The sequence below is a fragment of the Streptomyces sp. NPDC050997 genome, from assembly GCF_040660135.1.
Taxonomy (GTDB): Bacteria; Actinomycetota; Actinomycetes; order Streptomycetales; family Streptomycetaceae; genus Streptomyces.
In genome coordinates, this window is record NZ_JBFAGK010000011.1 from 228,862 (window position 1) to 245,458 (window position 16,597).

Below are 16,597 nucleotides of genomic sequence, written 5' to 3' on the forward strand. Positions count from 1 at the left end.
CGACACTTGGTTAACGCGATACCGTCTCGTTCTCCTAGTGTGTCCTTTCAGTGACTTCCTTCGACACCTCCCCGCAATTGAACGTCTGGCGCGCACTGCTCGCGTTGGCCGTGGTGTTCGTGATGCTGGCGACCACCGGCTGGACCGCACTGCGCACCCAGCGGGGCAGCTCCGCCCTCCAGTCCTCGCTCTCCGAGTGGGAGCACGGCAGCCTCCGCGGACACCAGTTGCCCGACCCGGACACGGCCCCCGGACGCCTCGCCCGTTTCTTCGCCTCGCTCACCGCCCAGGAGCACACCACCCTCGCCGGCCGCTATCCGCTCGCGGTCGGCAACATGAACGGCGCCCCGGTCGAGCTGCGCTACCGCGCCAACCGGATCGCGCTCGAGCAGGCCCGCAAGGTCGAGCGGAAACGGATGCACGACACCCGGCTCACCCCGAACGGGCAGCAGGACGCCGGCCGGCGCATGCACCGCTACGAGTCGTTGATGACCCGTGACCGCCACATCCTGGCCTTCGACCCCGGCGGCTCGGGCCGGGTCGCCGAGGTGTTCGGAAACCTGACCAAAGCCGAGCGGGTCTCCGTCGTCGTCCCCGGAGTCGACACCGACCTGCTGACCTTCCAGCGCACCAGCCGCCGGTACTCCGCGCCCGTCGGCATGGCCAAGGCCCTCTACAAGGCCGAGCGCACGGAGAGTCCGTCGACGCGTACGGCGGTCATCGCCTGGGCCGACTACACCGCGCCCGCCGGGCTCGGCATCGACTCCGCCACCGCGATGCGCGCGGCGGACGGCGCGGTCCGGCTGAACGCGCTGGTGCGGGGCCTGCCCGGCCGTTCCCCCGTCTCCCTGTTCTGCCACAGCTACGGCTCCGTGGTGTGCGGCCTGGCCGCGCGCAGCCTGCCGGGCCGGGTGGCCGACATCGCGGTGGCGGGCAGCCCCGGGATGCGCGTCGCGAACGCCTCACACCTGCGCACCTCCGCACAGGTATGGGCGATGCGGGACGCCGACGACTGGGTCCAGGACGTGCCGTACATGGAGGTCGGCGGGTTCGGCCACGGGGCCGACCCGATGTCCTCCGCGTTCGGTGCGCGGGTGTTGTCGGCGCGGGGCGCCGACGGGCACAGCGGTTATTTCGTGCCCGGTACGGAGAGCCTGCTGAACTTCGCCGAGATCGGCGTTGGCGCATACCCCGCGGTGCACTGCGCGGGCGATACGGAAGCCTGCCGGACGGGTTTGTCCGGTACGACGTCGGCCGGACGCGCGTAGAGGCGCAGGAATCGCGGTCTGCGCGGGGAGGGGACGGAGGAGCTCGTGCCGCATACGATGAGCCGCATGGGTGACGTACTGGCCGGATTTCATGCCGCCTGGGAGTTCGACTCCGACTCCGTGCTCATCCGCTACGAACGGGGGATTCGAACACCCAAGCTGTTTCAGGCACTCGGGGAACGACGTGTCCCTCTGGCGGCGCTCGCCGGGGTGACACTCACCCCCGGCAGACGCGGCACAGTCGTCCTTCGGGCCGAACCACGCCCCGGCGCCGACCCGTTGATGGAGGCGGCCGCGGGGCAGCTCAAGGAGAGCGGCGACCCGTACCGGCTGGTGCTGCCGGTCGAGCGCGAGACGCTCGCCGAGTACTACGCCGACGAGTTGCGGGCGCGGCTGACCAGCGCGGACGACGGGCCGGCCGAGCGGTTCCTGGTGCCCGCGCCCGAGACGCCGTTGCGGTTCAAGGCGTACGACGGGAAGGCGTCCTTCGACGGCCGGACCGTGCGCTTCCGCTGGTTCTGGACGGGAGCGTCGTCGGCCAAGTGGAAGGCCGGGGACCAGAGTTTCCCGGTCGCCGAGCTGAGTGACGTCGAGTGGCGCTCCCCCGAGGTGTTCGAGGGGCATCTTCGGCTGCTGCGCGGTCAGGCTCCGCCGACGCAGGCCGACCAGGATCCGGCGGCCGTCGTCTTCGGGCTCGGATACGGGCCGGTGCACGAGTCGTTGCCGTTCGCCGCGGCGGTGTTGGCGGCCGTGCGAAACCGCTCCGCGGGGGAAGTGGTCCCGGCCGCGGCAGCGCCGCGCCGGGACCCCGCGGACATCGCCGAGCGGATTCGCCACCTCGGGGAACTGCATCAGGCGGGGCTGGTGACGGACGAGGAGTTCTCCGTGAAGAAGGCGGAGTTGTTGGCGGAGCTTTGAGGTTCGCCGTCGGGTGCGGGGCGGTGGGGGCTGTTCCCCAGTTCCCCGCGCCGCCCCTGGGTGGGTCTACTCCCGTCCGGCAGAGGCGAACCGCATGTCGGCGTACCTGTCTCCTGCCACCTGCGCCGCGATCGGCTCCAGCAGTTCCAGCTGCTCCCTGGTGAGTTCGATGTGCGTTGCCGCGATGTTCTCCTCCACCCGGCCGGGCTTGCGGGTGCCCGGGATCGGGATCACCGGCAGGTCGTGCACCGCCGCCTGCTGCTGGACCCAGGCCAGGGCGATCTGGCCGAGGGAGGCGCCGCGGGCCTCGGCCACGGTGCGGACCGGCTCCAGCAGGGCCTGGTTGGCGGCCGCGTTCTCGCCGGTGAAGCGGGGCTGCTGGCGGCGGAAGTCGCCGGTGGTGAGGTCCTGGTCGGCGTTGGCGAAGGACCCCGTGAGGAAGCCGCGTCCCAGCGGGGAGTACGGCACCAGGGCGACACCCAGTTCCCGGGCCGTCGGCACGACCTGCGCCTCGATGTCCCGGCTGAACAGCGACCACTCCGACTGCACCGCGGCGATCGGGTGGACGGCCTGCGCGGTCCGCAGCTCCGCGCCCGTGACCTCGCTCAGGCCCAGGTGCTTGACCTTGCCCTCGCGCACCAGCTCGGCCATGACACCGACGGTCTCCTCGATCGGCACGTTCACATCGCGCCGGTGCATGTAGTAGAGGTCGATGACATCGACGTCCAGGCGCCTGAGGCTCGCCTCGACGGCCTGACGGATGTAGGGCGCGTCGTTGCGGATGACCCGCCGGGTCGGTTCGTCCGGGGGGATCGACAGGGCGAACTTGGTGGCTATCAGGAGCTCGTCGCGGTGCGCCTTGAAGAACGGGGAGAGGAATCGTTCGTTCTCGCCCGCGCCGTAGGCGTCCGCCGTGTCGTACAGGGTCACGCCGAGTTCCAGGGCCCGCTCCAGGGTGGCCCGGGCCTCCCCCGCGTCCGTGGGGCCGTACCCGAAACTCATGCCCATGCAGCCGAGGCCCTGCGCGCCCACCTCGGGGCCGTCGTCGCCGAGCCGGGCCGCGGGAATCTTGCCGTTGGTCATCAGGACCTCTCCGACGCCAGGGCTCGCCCGGCGTCCGCGTAGAAACCGATCTTCCGGTCGAGGACCGCGAGCGTGTCCTGGAGTTCGGCGATCCGGGCGAGGACGTCCTCGCGGGTCGCCTTCAGCAGCTCGAAGCGGTCCCCATAGGTGTGGTCGCCCGCGCGCACCAGCTCGGCGTAGCGCACCATGTCCGCCACCGGCATGCCGGTCAGCCGCAGCTTGCCGACGAGGTCGAGCCAGTCCAGGTCGCGGTTGCTGTAGCGGCGCTGACCGGTGTGCGAACGGTCGATGTGCGGCATCAGGCCGATCCGCTCGTACCAGCGCAGGGTGTGCGCGGTCAGGCCGGTGATCGCGACGACCTCGCTGATCGTGTAGCTGTCCTGGCCCTCCGGACGCCTGCGGGAGTGTGGTGGGGTGGCACAGCTGTCGGTCGTGGTACCCGTGGTCTCCATCACCGTCATGGCCTCAACGCTATGGCCTTGGAGTGCACTCCAAGCAAGCGGATCCGGTAAGAAATCGGCAGGACGCGGCTGGGGTGCGGTGACTAGGTTGCGGGGCATGAGTCTCGTACGTCGTGCCACGGTCGAGGACGCGGAGGAAGTGCTCCGGCTGCGTCAGGTGATGATCGATTCAATGTCCGGCTCGGACCCCGGCACCGAGTGGCATGTGCCGGCGCTGCCGGCGCTGCGGGACCGTCTGGCCCGGGACGAGGACTTCGCGGCCTTCGCCGTCGACCATCCCGAGCGGCCGGGAGCGCTCGCCGCCCTGGTGGTCGGGACGGTCGACTACCGGATCGGGAAGGCCGCGAATCCGAACGGGAAGGCCGGGTACGTCTTCAGTGTCGCCACCGACCCGGACGCCCGCCGTCGCGGGTACGCGCGCGCGTGCATGGACGAACTGCTGGAGTGGTTCCGCGAGCGGGGCGCCGGGCAGGTCCTGCTCACCGCGTCCGCCGAAGCCGAGCCGCTGTACGCCTCTCTGGGCTTCGTCCGCAAGCCTGACCCCGCGATGAGTCTGCAGCTCTGAGCCGCTTACGCTCGTCCGTATGTCCTTGCAGAGCCTCGCGTTGATCGAGAACTGGCCGGTTCCCACCGCCGCGGCGGCCGTCGTACGGGCGGACGGGACCCTGTCGGGCGCCCACGGCCCGGTCGGACAGCGCTTCCCGCTGGCGTCGGTCACCAAGCCGCTCGCGGCCTACGCCGCCCTCGTCGCGTACGAGGAGGGGGCCGTCGACCTCGACGAGCCGGCCGGGCCGCCCGGGGCCACCGTGCGGCATCTGCTCGCGCACACCTCGGGGCTGGCCTTCGACGAGCACCGGGTGACGGCCCCGCCCGGGGAGCGGCGGCTGTACTCCAACGCCGGGTTCGAGCAGCTCGGGGACCACATCGCGAAGGCCACGGACATCCCGTTCGCCGAGTATCTGCGCCAGGCGGTGCTGGAGCCGCTGGGGATGACGTCCACGACCCTTCAGGGCTCTCCGGCGAAGGACGGCGTGTCCACGGTCGACGACCTCGTACGGTTCGCGGCCGAGGTCCAGGCGCCCCGGCTGCTCGACCCGCGCACGGTCGCCGAGGCGATGACGGTCCAGTATCCGGGGACGAAGGGCGTGGTTCCGGGGTACGGGCACCAGAACCCGAACGACTGGGGGCTCGGCTTCGAGATCCGCGACGGCAAGTCGCCGCACTGGACGGGGTCCTCGTCCTCGCCGCGCACCTTCGGGCACTTCGGCCAGTCGGGGACGTTCCTGTGGATCGACCCGGACGCCCGAGCGGCCTGCGTGGCGCTGACCGACCGGGCCTTCGGCCCGTGGGCGACCGAGGCGTGGCCGGCGTTCACGGACGCGGTGCTCGCCGAGATCCAGGACGTATCCCGGAACTAGGGGCTACGTATAACCCGGACAAGACCGTTTCATGAGGGTGTTTCAGACGCCGGTTCGGCCGAGCCGGTGGTCGAGTGCGGCACCGACATCGGGGCAGTTCGTGCGGATGACGTCGAGGAAGGCGTTCACTGCCGGGGAACGGTGCGGCGGTGCACTACCGGGCCGCGTCGGCTGCCTTCGTCGCGGCTGCGACGGCGTCCGCGCCGTGCGGGTTGTGCTGGAACCAGCGCCGCCCCTGCTCGGTCGTGTACGCCGGCTTCGCCTCGGCTTCGGCCTCCTCCGTCCGACCCACTCGCCGAGCTCTGGCGCCCCCGGGCGCTAGGACATCTCCCATACCAGCAGCTCCGCGCCGCTCATCCCCACCGCTTCCAGATCCTTCGCGTCCGTGATCCGTGCCGCGTCGCCAGGGCCCAACTCCGCGCCGTCCAGGCTCACTTCGCCGTGCACGACATGCACGTACACATACGCCCCGTCCGGCACCGCCGTCCGCTCCCCCGCGCCCAGACGCCGTACGTGCAGCATCGCGCCCGCCTCCGGGACGGCGTAGGGCGTGGAGTCCGCGATGCCGTGGACGATCTCGTACGCCGGGTCGCCGCCGGGCTCCAGCGGGGCCAGCCACATCTGGACGAAGGCCAGGGGAGCCGGGCCGTCGTTGCGTTCGACGTGCCGGACGCCGCCGGCCGAGCTCAGCCGCTGGACGTCGCCGGGACGCACGACCGTCTCGTGGCCGGTCGAGTCGCGGTGGGTCAGCTCGCCCCCGGCCACCCACGTGACGATCTCGGTGTGGCTGTGCGGATGCTCGTCGAAGCCGGCGCCGGGGGCCAGGCGCTCCTCGTTGCAGGCGATCAGCGCGCCGAAGCGGAGGTTGTCGGGCTCGTAGTGCGGGCCGAAGGAGAAGGCGTGCAGCGACTCGATACCGGCCTCCGGGTCGCCGCCTCGATAACGCTCCGTCGCCCGCCGTACGTCCATCACGACACCACCGTAGACCTCACCCTGCACCCGGCGACGCACACTCCCGTCCCGATAAGGCAGTCTTGTCCACGTGCCCGAACCAGAGACCCGCCGCCCCGACGCCCCCGCACCGGCCCACTCGCACCCCGCGACCCTGAAGCGGCTGGAGAGGTCGTCCGGCAGTCTCGCCGCGCAGGCGATCGCGCGCATGGACGAGACGCTGCCGTGGTACCGGGCGATGCCCCCGGAGAACCGTTCCTGGATCGGGCTGGTGGCCCAGGCCGGTATCGCCGCGTTCACCGAGTGGTTCCGGCACCCGGACGCGCCACAGGCCATCTCCACCGATGTCTTCGGGACCGCGCCGCGCGAGCTGACCAGGGCCATCACCCTGCGCCAGACCGTCGAGATGGTGCGCACCACGATCGAGGTCATGGAGTCCGCGATCGACGAGGTCGCCGCCCCCGGCGACGAGTCCGTACTGCGTGAGGCGCTGCTGGTGTACGCCCGCGAGATCGCCTTCGCGACCGCCCAGGTGTACGCCCAGGCCGCCGAGGCACGCGGCGCCTGGGACGCCCGGCTGGAGTCGCTCGTGGTGAACGCCGTGCTGAGCGGCGAGGCCGACGAGGGGGCGGTGTCCCGGGCCGCCGCACTGGGCTGGAACTCGCCCGAGCACGTGTGCGTGGTGTTGGGGCAGGCGCCCGACGGTGACAGCGAACTGACCGTCGAGGCCATCCGGCGGGCCGCCCGGCACGCCAAGCTCCAGGTCCTCACCGGTGTGCTCGGCGCCCGGCTCGTGGTGATCGCGGGTGGCAGCGACAACCCCCTCGCCGTGGCCAAGTCGCTGATCGGGCCGTATGCGGCGGGGCCGGTCGTGGCGGGGCCCGTGGTGGCCGATCTGCTCGCCGCGACCCGGTCCGCGCAGGCCGCCGCCGCCGGGCTCAAGGCGTGTTCCGCCTGGCAGGACGCCCCGCGGCCGGTTCTGGCGGACGATCTGCTCCCCGAACGCGCGATGGCGGGTGACCCAGGCGCGCGCGAGCAGTTGGTGGAGGAGATCTACAGACCACTGGAGGAGGCGGGGTCGGCGCTCCTGGAGACACTCTCCGTCTATCTCGAACAGGCGAGCAGTCTCGAAGGTGCCGCTCGTATGCTCTTCGTCCATCCCAACACCGTCCGCTACCGGCTTCGACGTGTGACTGACGTCACCGGATGGTCGCCCTCCGATGTACGTTCAGCATTCACGTTGCGCATCGCGCTCATCCTTGGGCGTCTCGCCGACGGTGATCTCCAGCTCTAGTCTTTTGTCGGGGGCCCACAAAACCCCCTCGTGTTCTTCGTCCCTGTCCCCACGGGCGGTTGTGGCCGTCCACAAGAGAGAGTGTGAGAGTGTTCGTACTCGTCGCTCCCGGCCAAGGCGCCCAGACGCCCGGCTTCCTGACTCCCTGGCTCGAACTCCCCGGTGCCGCGGACCGCGTCGCCGCGTGGTCGGACGCCATCGGACTGGACCTCGCCCACTACGGCACCCAGGCCGACGCGGACGAGATCCGCGACACCTCCGTGGCCCAGCCGCTGCTGGTGGCGGCCGGACTCCTGTCGGCCGCGGCACTGGGTGACATCGCGCCGGGCGCCGTCGCGGGTCACAGCGTCGGCGAGATCACCGCCGCCAGCTTCGCGGGCGTCCTGGACGACAGCGCCGCGCTGACCCTCGTACGCACCCGTGGCCTGGCCATGGCCGAAGCCGCCGCCGTGACCGACACCGGTATGTCGGCGCTGCTCGGCGGCGACCCCGAGGTGAGCGTCGCGCACCTGGAGAAGCTGGGCCTGACCCCGGCGAACGTCAACGGCGCCGGCCAGATCGTGGCCGCGGGCACGCTGGAGCAGCTCGCCGCGCTGAACGAGGACAAGCCCGAGGGCGTCCGCAAGGTCGTCCCGCTCAAGGTGGCCGGCGCCTTCCACACGCACCACATGGCTCCCGCGGTCGACGCGCTGGCGAAGGCCGCCGAGGCCCTGACGCCCGCCGACCCGAAGATCACGTACGTCTCGAACAAGGACGGGCGGACCGTCAGCACCGGCGCCGAGATCGTGTCGCGGCTCGTCGGCCAGGTCGCCAACCCGGTCCGCTGGGACCTGTGCATGGAGACCTTCAAGGAGCTCGGTGTGACCGCGCTGATCGAGGTGTGCCCCGGCGGCACGCTGACCGGTCTCGCCAAGCGGGCGCTGCCCGGTGTGCGGACGCTGGCGCTCAAGACCCCCGACGACCTCGACGCCGCTCGCGAGCTCATCGCGGCCACTGCTACACCTGCCGCTGACGCGGCGGGCGCCTGACAAGGAGCCTGGAGAGCATGTCGAAGATCAAGCCCAGCAAGGGCGCCCCGTACGCGCGCATCCTCGGAGTGGGCGGCTACCGCCCCACCCGGGTCGTGCCGAACGAGGTGATCCTCGAGACGATCGACTCCTCCGACGAGTGGATCCGCTCGCGCTCCGGCATCGAGACGCGGCACTGGGCGAACGACGAGGAGACCGTCGCCGCGATGTCGATCGAGGCGTCCGGCAAGGCGATCGCCGACGCCGGGATCTCCGCCGAGCAGATCGGCGGCGTGATCGTCTCGACCGTCTCGCACTTCAAGCAGACCCCGGCCGTCGCCACCGAGATCGCCGACCGGCTCGGCACGAACAAGGCCGCCGCCTTCGACATCTCGGCCGGCTGCGCGGGCTTCGGCTACGGCCTGACCCTCGCCAAGGGCATGGTCGTCGAGGGTTCCGCGGAGTACGTCCTGGTCATCGGCGTCGAGCGGCTCAGCGACCTCACCGACCTGGAGGACCGTGCCACGGCCTTCCTGTTCGGCGACGGCGCGGGCGCGGTCGTCGTGGGCCCGTCGAAGGAGCCCGCGATCGGCCCCACGGTCTGGGGTTCCGAGGGCGACAAGTCGGAGACCATCAAGCAGACCGTGCCGTGGACGGACTACCGCGAGGGCCAGGTCGCCAAGTTCCCCGCGATCACGCAGGAGGGCCAGGCGGTCTTCCGCTGGGCCGTCTTCGAGATGGCGAAGGTCGCCCAGCAGGCGCTGGACGTGGCCGGGATCAGCTCGAGCGAGCTGGACGTCTTCATTCCGCACCAGGCCAATGAGCGCATCATCGACTCGATGGTGAAGACTCTCAAGCTGCCGGAGCATGTCACGGTCGCCCGTGACGTGCGCACCACCGGCAACACTTCGGCCGCCTCGATTCCGCTCGCGATGGAGCGGCTTCTGGCGACCGGCGAGGCGAAGAGCGGCGACACCGCGCTCGTCATCGGATTCGGGGCGGGTCTCGTCTACGCCGCCACTGTCGTTACCCTCCCCTAGGCACTGCGTGCCGGATCATCAGGTCCGGTGCGGAGTCAAACTGCCAACACCCTCTGGAAAACAACGAAGGAGCGCCCGACATGGCCGCCACTCAGGAAGAGATCGTCGCCGGTCTCGCCGACATCGTGAACGAGATCGCCGGCATCCCGGTTGAGGACGTCCAGCTGGACAAGTCCTTCACCGACGACCTGGACGTCGACTCGCTGTCCATGGTCGAGGTCGTCGTCGCCGCCGAAGAGCGCTTCGACGTCAAGATCCCCGACGAGGACGTCAAGAACCTCAAGACCGTCGGTGACGCGACCAGCTACATCCTCAAGCACCAGGCCTGATCCTCAGGCCGGTTGCCTGCCCCGCCACCCGGCGGTGGCGCCGTATGTCCCCGCCTCGTCGGGGGTAGTCCTCCCGATCCGTTGGAGAAAGAATTCCCGTGAGCCCGACCAATCGCACCGTGGTCGTCACCGGTATCGGCGCAACCACACCGCTGGGTGGCGACGTAGCTTCCACTTGGGAGGGGCTGGTCGCCGGCAAGTCCGGCGTCAAGCCCCTGGAGCAGGAGTGGGCCGCCGACCAGGCGGTCCGTATCGCCGCGCAGATCGCGGTGGAGCCGACCGAGGTCATCCCTCGGCCGCAGGCCCGCCGTCTGGACCGTTCGGCGCAGTTCGCGCTGATCGCGGCCCAGGAGGCGTGGGCCGACGCCGGCTTCACCGGCAAGGCAGGTGAGGACGGTTCCGACGGGGCGGTCGACGCCGACCGGCTCGGTGCTGTCATCGCCTCCGGCATCGGTGGCGTGACGACTCTGCTCAACCAGTACGACGTGCTGAAGGAGAAGGGCGTTCGCCGCGTCTCCCCGCACACCGTTCCCATGCTGATGCCGAACAGCCCCTCGGCGAACGTGGGCCTGCTCGTGGGCGCCCGGGCGGGCGTGCACACGCCGGTCTCCGCCTGCGCGTCGGGCGCCGAGGCCATCGGCTACGCCATCGAGATGATCCGCACCGGTCGCGCCGACGTCGTCGTCGCGGGCGGCACGGAGGCGGCGATCCACCCGCTGCCGATCGCCGCGTTCGGCAACATGATGGCGATGTCCAAGAACAACGACGACCCCGAGGGCGCCTCGCGTCCCTACGACACCGGCCGTGACGGCTTCGTCATGGGCGAGGGTGCCGGCGTGATCGTCCTGGAGTCCGCCGAGCACGCCGCGAAGCGCGGTGCCCGGGTGTACGCCGAGGCGGTCGGGCAGGGCATCTCCGCCGACAGCCACGACATCGTGCAGCCGGAGCCGAATGGGCGGGGCATCTCGCACGCCCTGCGGAACCTGCTGGAGCGCACCGACCTCGACCCGGCGGAGATCGTGCACGTCAACGCGCACGCGACCTCGACGCCGGCCGGTGACGTGGCCGAGCTGAAGGCGCTGCGCAAGGTGTTCGGCGACGACGCGGACCACATGGCTGTGTCCGCGACCAAGTCGATGACCGGTCATCTGCTGGGTGGCGCGGGCGGTGTGGAGTCGGTGGCGACGATCCTCGCCCTGTACCACCGGGTGGCTCCGCCGACCATCAACGTGGAGAACCTCGACCCGGAGGCGGAGGCCAGCGCGGACATCGTGCGCGGCGAGGCTCGCAAGCTGCCGGTGGAGGGCCGTATCGCCGCCCTGAACGACTCGTTCGGGTTCGGCGGGCACAACGTGGTACTGGCGTTCCGTTCGGTGTGACAGTGCCGTGAACGGCGAATGGCCCGGTCTCCCATGGGGAGGCCGGGCCATTCGCCGTTCTGGCGGCTGTGGATGCCGGGTGCCGGATGCCGGGTGCGGGCCGTGGGGGTTGCTCGCGCAGTTCCCCGCGCCCCTGGGTGGGTTACCTGGGCGTCGCTCTAGACGACCTGGTGGAGCCACCGCACGGGGGCGCCCTCGCCGGCGTACCGGAACGGCTCCAACTCGTCGTCCCAGGGCTTGCCCAGCAGCTTGGCGATCTCCGCCTCCAGGTCCGTCTCGCCGCGCTGGGACCGCGTCAGCGCGGCGCGCAGGCGGTCCTCCGGGATCAGGATGTCGCCGTGGATGCCGGTGACGGCGTGGAAGATGCCGAGTTCGGGGGTGCAGCTGTAGCGCTCGCCCTCGGCGGTGGCGCAGGGCTCGGCGGTGACCTCGAAGCGCAGCAGCTGCCAGCCTCTCAGCGCGGACGCCAGTTTGGAGGCGGTGCCGACCTCGCCCTGCCAGGAGAACTCCGAGCGCCAGGTGCCGGGCGCGGCGGGCTGCCGGATCCAGTCGAGGTTGACGCGTGTGCCGAGCACCCCGGCGACGGCCCACTCGACGTGCGGGCACAGCGCGCGCGGCGCGGAGTGCATGTACAGAACTCCACGTGTCGTCACCGGGACCTCCGGGAAGAGCGGGACATCTTGCGACTGGCGGACGGCAGTCAGTGGCCGGGCAGCCACGTTGAGGGCGAGGCTACCGTGCGGGGGCGCAAGGAGTGTGACGTACCGTCCGTCCCGATGCCCCGAAACGCCCGCCATTCACCCGGCAGGACGCTAGTACGGGTGCGAACCGTTGCGCGCCGCCCCTCGGGAACTCCCGCGCGTTGTTATGGACGGACGACCTTTTCCACGTTTCATGCCATCACCGGACGGCACAGCGACTCACGACCCGGCACCCGACCGCACAGCACCCGACCACACGCAGCACCCGACGACCGAGGGGACCTCCACCGGATGCGAATGCAGGGCCATCGCGCGCGTGCCGTTCTCGCCGTCCTGGCGGCGGCCGTTCTGGGCGTCACCGGTTGTGACGCCGTCGGCGGCGACTCGCCGGGGCCGAGCGGCGCCGGCGCCCAGAAGGCGAAGCCGTCTCCGAAGCCGACCTGGGACAGCAGCCCCGCCTCGGTCGCGGCCGTGGGCGACTCCATCACCCGCGGCTTCGACGCGTGCGCGGTGCTGACGGACTGTCCCGAGGTGTCGTGGGCGACGGGCGGCAGCGCCCAGGTCGACAGTCTCGCCGTACGGCTGCTGGGCAGGGCGAAGGCGGCCGAGCGGAGCTGGAACTACGCGGTGACGGGGGCGCGGATGGCGGACCTGCCCGGTCAGATGGGCCAGGCGGCGGCCAGGAAGCCGGGGCTGGTGGCGGTGATGGCGGGGGCGAACGACGCCTGCCGGGCCAGCACCTCGGCGATGACCCCGGTCGCGGACTTCCGGGCCGACTTCGAGGACGCGATCAGCATCCTGCGCCGGGCGGCCCCCAAGGCGCAGGTGTACGTGGCGAGTGTGCCGAACCTGAAGCGGCTGTGGTCCCAGGGGCGGACCAACCCGGTGGGCAAGCAGGTCTGGAAGCTGGGCATCTGCCCGTCGATGCTGGGCGACGCGGACGCGCTGGACGCGGCGGCGACCGAGCGGCGGGACACCGTCGAACAGCGGGTCGAGGACTACAACAAGGTGCTGAAGGAGGTCTGCGCCACATACCGCCGCTGCCGTTTCGACGGGGGCGCGGTGCACGACTACCGTTTCGGCACCGACCAGCTGAGCCACTGGGACTGGTTCCACCCCAGTGTGAACGGGCAGGCGCGGCTGGCGGAGATCGCCTATCGGGCGGTCACGGGGAAGAAGGCGTGACCGGCGCGGCCTCGGCAGGTGACCTAAAATTCCGCACATGAACGAACTCTTCGCCACACTTTCCGACGGCACCCCGGTTCATCGCTGGGCCCTGGAGCGGGCGGGGGTTCGGGTACGCGTTCTGTCGTACGGCGGGATCGTGCAGTCGGCGGAGGTCCCGGACCGGGACGGACGTGCGGTGAACGTGGTGCTGGGATTCGCGGACCTGGACGGCTATCTGACCCACACCGGGCCGTACTTCGGCGCGCTGGTCGGGCGGTACGCGAACCGGATCGCGGGCGGCCTGTTCACGCTGGACGGCCGGACGTACCCGCTCGCGCCCAACAACCCGCCCAACTCCCTGCACGGCGGCGAGAAGGGCTTCGACAAGCGGGTGTGGGACGTACGGCCCGTCGAGCACGGTGTGCGTCTGAGCCGGGTCGCCGCTTCCGGCGAGGAGGGTTTCCCGGGGCGCCTGGAGGTCTCGGCGACGTACACGCTGACGGAGTCCGGGGCGCTGCGGATCGTCTACGAGGCGGTCACCGACGCGCCGACCGTCGTGAACCTCACCAACCACAGCTACTTCAACCTGGGCGGCTCCGGGAGCGCGGGCGGGCACGAGCTGCGGATCGCCGCGTCCCGGTTCACCCCGGTCGACGCGGACCTGATCCCGACCGGTGTCCTGGCGGAGGTGGCGGGCACCCGCTTCGACTTCCGGGAGACACGGAAGACCGGCGCCGGGTACGACCACAACTTCGTGCTCGACAAGGGCGTGACGCCGGCCCCCGTGGAGGTGGCCGAGTTGTACGACCCCGCGTCCGGGCGGGTCCTGTCCGTCGCGACCACCGAGCCGGGTCTCCAGCTGTACACGGCCGACCACCTGGGCGAGCCCTTCGCGCCCGGCGACGGCATCGCGCTGGAGACCCAGCACTTCCCCGACTCCCCCAACCGGCCTCAGTTCCCGAGCACGGTGCTGCGGCCGGGCGAGGTGTTCCGGTCGGAGACGGTGTACGGGTTCTCGGTGCGCTAGGGCTCCGCTTCCCGGTGGCCGCCGCGGGCCGCCGGGCCCCGCCGAACGTCATGAGCCCCGGCCCAGGTGTCAGGTCCCGGGCCGGGGCTGCTCTTGGGGAGAGTTGTCCCTGATCAGACGTTAATCGTCGCGGTGAGCCGACGGTCCGTGATCGAGCGTCCCACCTGGATCTCGTACGAACCCTTCACAAACGACCACGCGCCCTCCTTCTCGTCCCAGATCTCGAAGGCGCGGCGCGGGAGTTGGACGGTGGCCTCCGCGGTCTCGCCGGGGGTGGCCGTGACGCCCGCGAAGCCGGCCAGTCGGCGGGCGGGGCGGTCCGGGCCGGGCTCGGTGGGCGCCAGGTAGATCTGGACGACCTCGCGCCCCGCACGCTCGCCGGAGTTGCGGACGCGGACCTTCACGCCGGTGCCGTGGACCTCGACGGACTCGTAGGTCCAGTCGGTGTAGCCGAGGCCGTGCCCGAAGGGGTACGCCGGTATTCTGCCCGCCTTCTCCCAGGCGGTGTAGCCGATGAACACGCCCTCGCTGTAAGGGAGTTCGCCGTCCTCCGGGACGACCTGGGTGACCGGGGCGTCGGCCAGGGCGCCCCAGGTGGTCGGCAGCCGGCCGCCGGGCTCGTGCGCGCCCGTGAGCACGTCGGCGAGGGCGGCGCCGCCCTCCTGGCCGGGGAACCAGCTCAGCAGGACCGCGGCGACCTCGTTCCGCCAGGGCATCTCGACCGGGGAGCCGGAGTTGACGACCACGACGGTGCGGGGGTTGGCGGCGGCGACGGCGTGCACGAGTTCGTCCTGGCGGCCGGGCAGGCGCAGGTTCTTGCGGTCGAAGCCCTCGGACTCGACGCGCTCGGTGGTGGCGACCACGACGACGGCCGTGTCGGCGGCCCGGGCGGCGGCCACCGCCTCGGCGATCAGTTCGTCGGGGTCGCGCTGGGGGCCCTGGTGGGCGAGGGCGAAGACGATGGCCTTGAAGCCGGGGCCCTGGGGGAGGGCGACGACGTAGGTGAGGGAGACCTCGACCGGCTGTCCCGCGGTGAGTTCGGCCTGGGCCCGGGGCCGCGGGGCGCCGAAGAAGGTCTCGAAGGGGTCGGCGTCCTCGGCGGGGCGCTGGACGTCGTCGAAGTAGGTCGTGCCGTCCACGGTGAGGGTGAAGGCGCCGGTGCCCTTGATGCCGAAGGTGTGCGGGCCGCTCTCCCGCGGGGTGAAGGTGCCGGTCAGTTGCACGGTGTGGAGCGTGTCGTGGGTGACGCCCTCGGGGAGGTCCGAACCCATCCAGGTGAGCCCGCCGTTGGGGGCGGCGCCGGTCCCGATGACGGTGCCCGCGCCGTCACGGCAGACGGCACGCAGCTCGAATCCCTTGTCGGCGACGGCGAGTTCGGTGTTCGGGTCGGCGCCGACGGCGTATTTGAGGCTGCCGTCGGGGAGGGCGGCGGTGAGGCCGTCGAGCGGGGAGACGATCCGGGCCGGGAAGACGGTCGCGGAGCCGCCGCCGAGGACCCGGGCGTCGCGGGCGGCGGCGCCGATCAGCGCGACCGTGGCCTCGGGCCGCAGGGGCAGGACCCGGTCCTCGTTGCGGGCGAGGACGAAGGCGCGGCGGGCGATCTCGCGGACGAGTTCCTCGCCGTCGACGGTCTCGGGGAGGTCGGTTACGGCCGGGGCGGCGCCCTCCAGGATGCCGACGCGGGCGGCCAGACGCAGCACGTTGCGGACGGCCTTGTCGACCGTGGGCTCCTCGACCCTGCCGTCCCGTACGGCCTGGGCGAGAGCCTCGCCGTAGACGGTGTGGGGGCCGGGCATGGCGAGGTCGAGGCCGCCCTCGATGCCGCCGACGGTGGCACGGGCGGCGGTCCAGTCGGAGACGTTGACGCCGTCGAAGCCCCATTCGCCGCGCAGGACCTCGTTGACGAGGTGGTGGTGCTCGGTCATCGACGTGCCGTTGACCGTGTTGTAGGCGGTCATGACGCCCCAGGGGTGGGCGTTCTCGACGATCGCCTCGAAGGGCGCGAGGTACAGCTCGCGCAGGGCGCGTTCGCCGACCAGGTTGTTCACGGTGAAGCGGTCGGTCTCGGCGTCGTTGGCGACGAAGTGCTTGACGGTGGTGCCGACACCGCCGGACTGGACGCCCCGCACATAACCGGTGCCGATCTCCCCGGTCAGGAAGGGGTCCTCGCTGTAGGTCTCGAAGTGGCGGCCGCCGAGCGGGGAGCGGTGGAGGTTGACCGTCGGGGCGAGGAGCATGTGGACGCCCTTGCGGCGGGCCTCCTGGGCGAGGAGGGTGCCCGCGCGGTGGGCGAGGGCGGGGTCCCAGGTGGCGGCGAGGGCGGTCGGGGAGGGCAGCGCGACGGACGGGTCGCCGGCGGTCCAGCGGACACCCCGGACGCCGATGGGGCCGTCCGACATGACGAGGGACTCCAGGCCGATCTCCGGCACGGCGGGCAGGGACCACATGTCCTGGCCCGCCAGGAGCCGGGTCTTGGCGTCCAGGTCGAGCTTGCCGAGGGCCGCCTCCACGGCTTCCTCGATGTCCGGGGATGTCGGGGTTCCCGTCATGGCGG

Annotated in this window: 17 protein-coding genes; 11 read left to right on the forward strand and 6 right to left on the reverse strand. The window is 71.4% G+C overall.

The window, feature by feature from the left end:
• The first annotated feature begins 50 nt into the window (after positions 1–50).
• The gene (locus tag AB0H86_RS25440; RefSeq protein WP_362443019.1) at positions 51–1,268 is read left to right on the forward strand and encodes an alpha/beta hydrolase; all 1,218 of its coding nucleotides are present in this window, start codon (positions 51–53) and stop codon (positions 1,266–1,268) included.
• Positions 1,269–1,325: 57 nt separating this feature from the next.
• Positions 1,326–2,186, forward strand: coding sequence for a DUF4429 domain-containing protein (locus AB0H86_RS25445; protein ID WP_362443237.1), 861 nt, complete (start codon positions 1,326–1,328; stop codon positions 2,184–2,186).
• A 66-nt stretch (positions 2,187–2,252) separates the two neighbouring features.
• Here the strand turns inward: AB0H86_RS25445 and AB0H86_RS25450 are convergent, their stop codons facing one another.
• Both AB0H86_RS25450 and AB0H86_RS25455 read right to left on the reverse strand, forming a co-directional pair.
• The gene (locus AB0H86_RS25450; protein WP_362443022.1) at positions 2,253–3,269 is read right to left on the reverse strand and encodes an aldo/keto reductase; all 1,017 of its coding nucleotides are present in this window, start codon (positions 3,267–3,269) and stop codon (positions 2,253–2,255) included.
• Complete coding sequence (locus AB0H86_RS25455; protein WP_362443025.1) at positions 3,269–3,730, reverse strand: MerR family transcriptional regulator; 462 nt, start codon at positions 3,728–3,730, stop codon at positions 3,269–3,271. Before AB0H86_RS25455 ends, AB0H86_RS25450 begins: the two co-directional genes overlap by 1 nt.
• Positions 3,731–3,827: 97 nt before the next feature.
• On the opposite strand from AB0H86_RS25455, the gene AB0H86_RS25460 reads away from it, so the two are divergent.
• Positions 3,828–4,295 (forward strand): GNAT family N-acetyltransferase, encoded by a 468-nt coding sequence (locus tag AB0H86_RS25460; RefSeq protein WP_362443028.1) that lies wholly within the window; start codon positions 3,828–3,830, stop codon positions 4,293–4,295.
• Positions 4,296–4,314: 19 nt separating this feature from the next.
• Positions 4,315–5,148, forward strand: a complete 834-nt coding sequence (locus AB0H86_RS25465; RefSeq protein WP_362443031.1) for a serine hydrolase domain-containing protein — start codon at positions 4,315–4,317, stop codon at positions 5,146–5,148.
• Positions 5,149–5,302: 154 nt separating this feature from the next.
• Here AB0H86_RS25465 and AB0H86_RS25470 read toward each other — a convergent pair whose 3' ends face one another.
• Positions 5,303–5,440: a hypothetical protein gene (locus tag AB0H86_RS25470; RefSeq protein ID WP_362443034.1), complete on the reverse strand. Its 138-nt coding sequence runs from the start codon at positions 5,438–5,440 to the stop codon at positions 5,303–5,305.
• A 26-nt stretch (positions 5,441–5,466) separates the two neighbouring features.
• On the reverse strand, positions 5,467–6,117 hold the full coding sequence (locus AB0H86_RS25475) for a pirin family protein (protein WP_362443240.1): 651 nt from the start codon (positions 6,115–6,117) through the stop codon (positions 5,467–5,469).
• A gap of 73 nt (positions 6,118–6,190) precedes the next feature.
• Here AB0H86_RS25475 and fasR point away from each other — a divergent pair, with 73 nt between their 5' ends.
• From fasR to fabF, 5 genes are all read left to right on the forward strand, one after another.
• Positions 6,191–7,393, forward strand: a complete 1,203-nt coding sequence (fasR, locus tag AB0H86_RS25480) for a fatty acid biosynthesis transcriptional regulator FasR (RefSeq protein WP_362443036.1) — start codon at positions 6,191–6,193, stop codon at positions 7,391–7,393.
• 89 nt (positions 7,394–7,482) lie between these two features.
• The gene (locus AB0H86_RS25485; protein WP_362443039.1) at positions 7,483–8,421 is read left to right on the forward strand and encodes an ACP S-malonyltransferase; all 939 of its coding nucleotides are present in this window, start codon (positions 7,483–7,485) and stop codon (positions 8,419–8,421) included.
• Between the two features lie 17 nt (positions 8,422–8,438).
• Positions 8,439–9,440 (forward strand): ketoacyl-ACP synthase III, encoded by a 1,002-nt coding sequence (locus AB0H86_RS25490; RefSeq protein WP_362443042.1) that lies wholly within the window; start codon positions 8,439–8,441, stop codon positions 9,438–9,440.
• A gap of 80 nt (positions 9,441–9,520) precedes the next feature.
• Positions 9,521–9,769 (forward strand): acyl carrier protein, encoded by a 249-nt coding sequence (locus AB0H86_RS25495; RefSeq protein WP_057583001.1) that lies wholly within the window; start codon positions 9,521–9,523, stop codon positions 9,767–9,769.
• 98 nt (positions 9,770–9,867) lie between these two features.
• Complete coding sequence (gene fabF / locus AB0H86_RS25500; protein WP_362443045.1) at positions 9,868–11,148, forward strand: beta-ketoacyl-ACP synthase II; 1,281 nt, start codon at positions 9,868–9,870, stop codon at positions 11,146–11,148.
• Between the two features lie 158 nt (positions 11,149–11,306).
• On the opposite strand, the gene AB0H86_RS25505 is transcribed toward fabF, so the two are convergent.
• The gene (locus AB0H86_RS25505) at positions 11,307–11,801 is read right to left on the reverse strand and encodes a DUF3145 domain-containing protein (RefSeq protein ID WP_362443048.1); all 495 of its coding nucleotides are present in this window, start codon (positions 11,799–11,801) and stop codon (positions 11,307–11,309) included.
• A 339-nt stretch (positions 11,802–12,140) separates the two neighbouring features.
• Between AB0H86_RS25505 and AB0H86_RS25510 the strand changes: the two genes are divergently transcribed.
• Both AB0H86_RS25510 and AB0H86_RS25515 read left to right on the forward strand, forming a co-directional pair.
• Complete coding sequence (locus AB0H86_RS25510) at positions 12,141–13,034, forward strand: SGNH/GDSL hydrolase family protein (protein WP_362443051.1); 894 nt, start codon at positions 12,141–12,143, stop codon at positions 13,032–13,034.
• A gap of 37 nt (positions 13,035–13,071) precedes the next feature.
• Positions 13,072–14,043: an aldose epimerase family protein gene (locus AB0H86_RS25515; RefSeq protein WP_362443054.1), complete on the forward strand. Its 972-nt coding sequence runs from the start codon at positions 13,072–13,074 to the stop codon at positions 14,041–14,043.
• Positions 14,044–14,156: 113 nt separating this feature from the next.
• Here the strand turns inward: AB0H86_RS25515 and AB0H86_RS25520 are convergent, their stop codons facing one another.
• Positions 14,157–16,592 carry a glycoside hydrolase family 3 C-terminal domain-containing protein gene (locus tag AB0H86_RS25520; protein WP_362443057.1) on the reverse strand — a complete coding sequence of 812 codons (2,436 nt, stop codon included), beginning with the start codon at positions 16,590–16,592 and terminating at the stop codon, positions 14,157–14,159.
• Between the last annotated feature and the right edge of the window lie 5 nt (positions 16,593–16,597).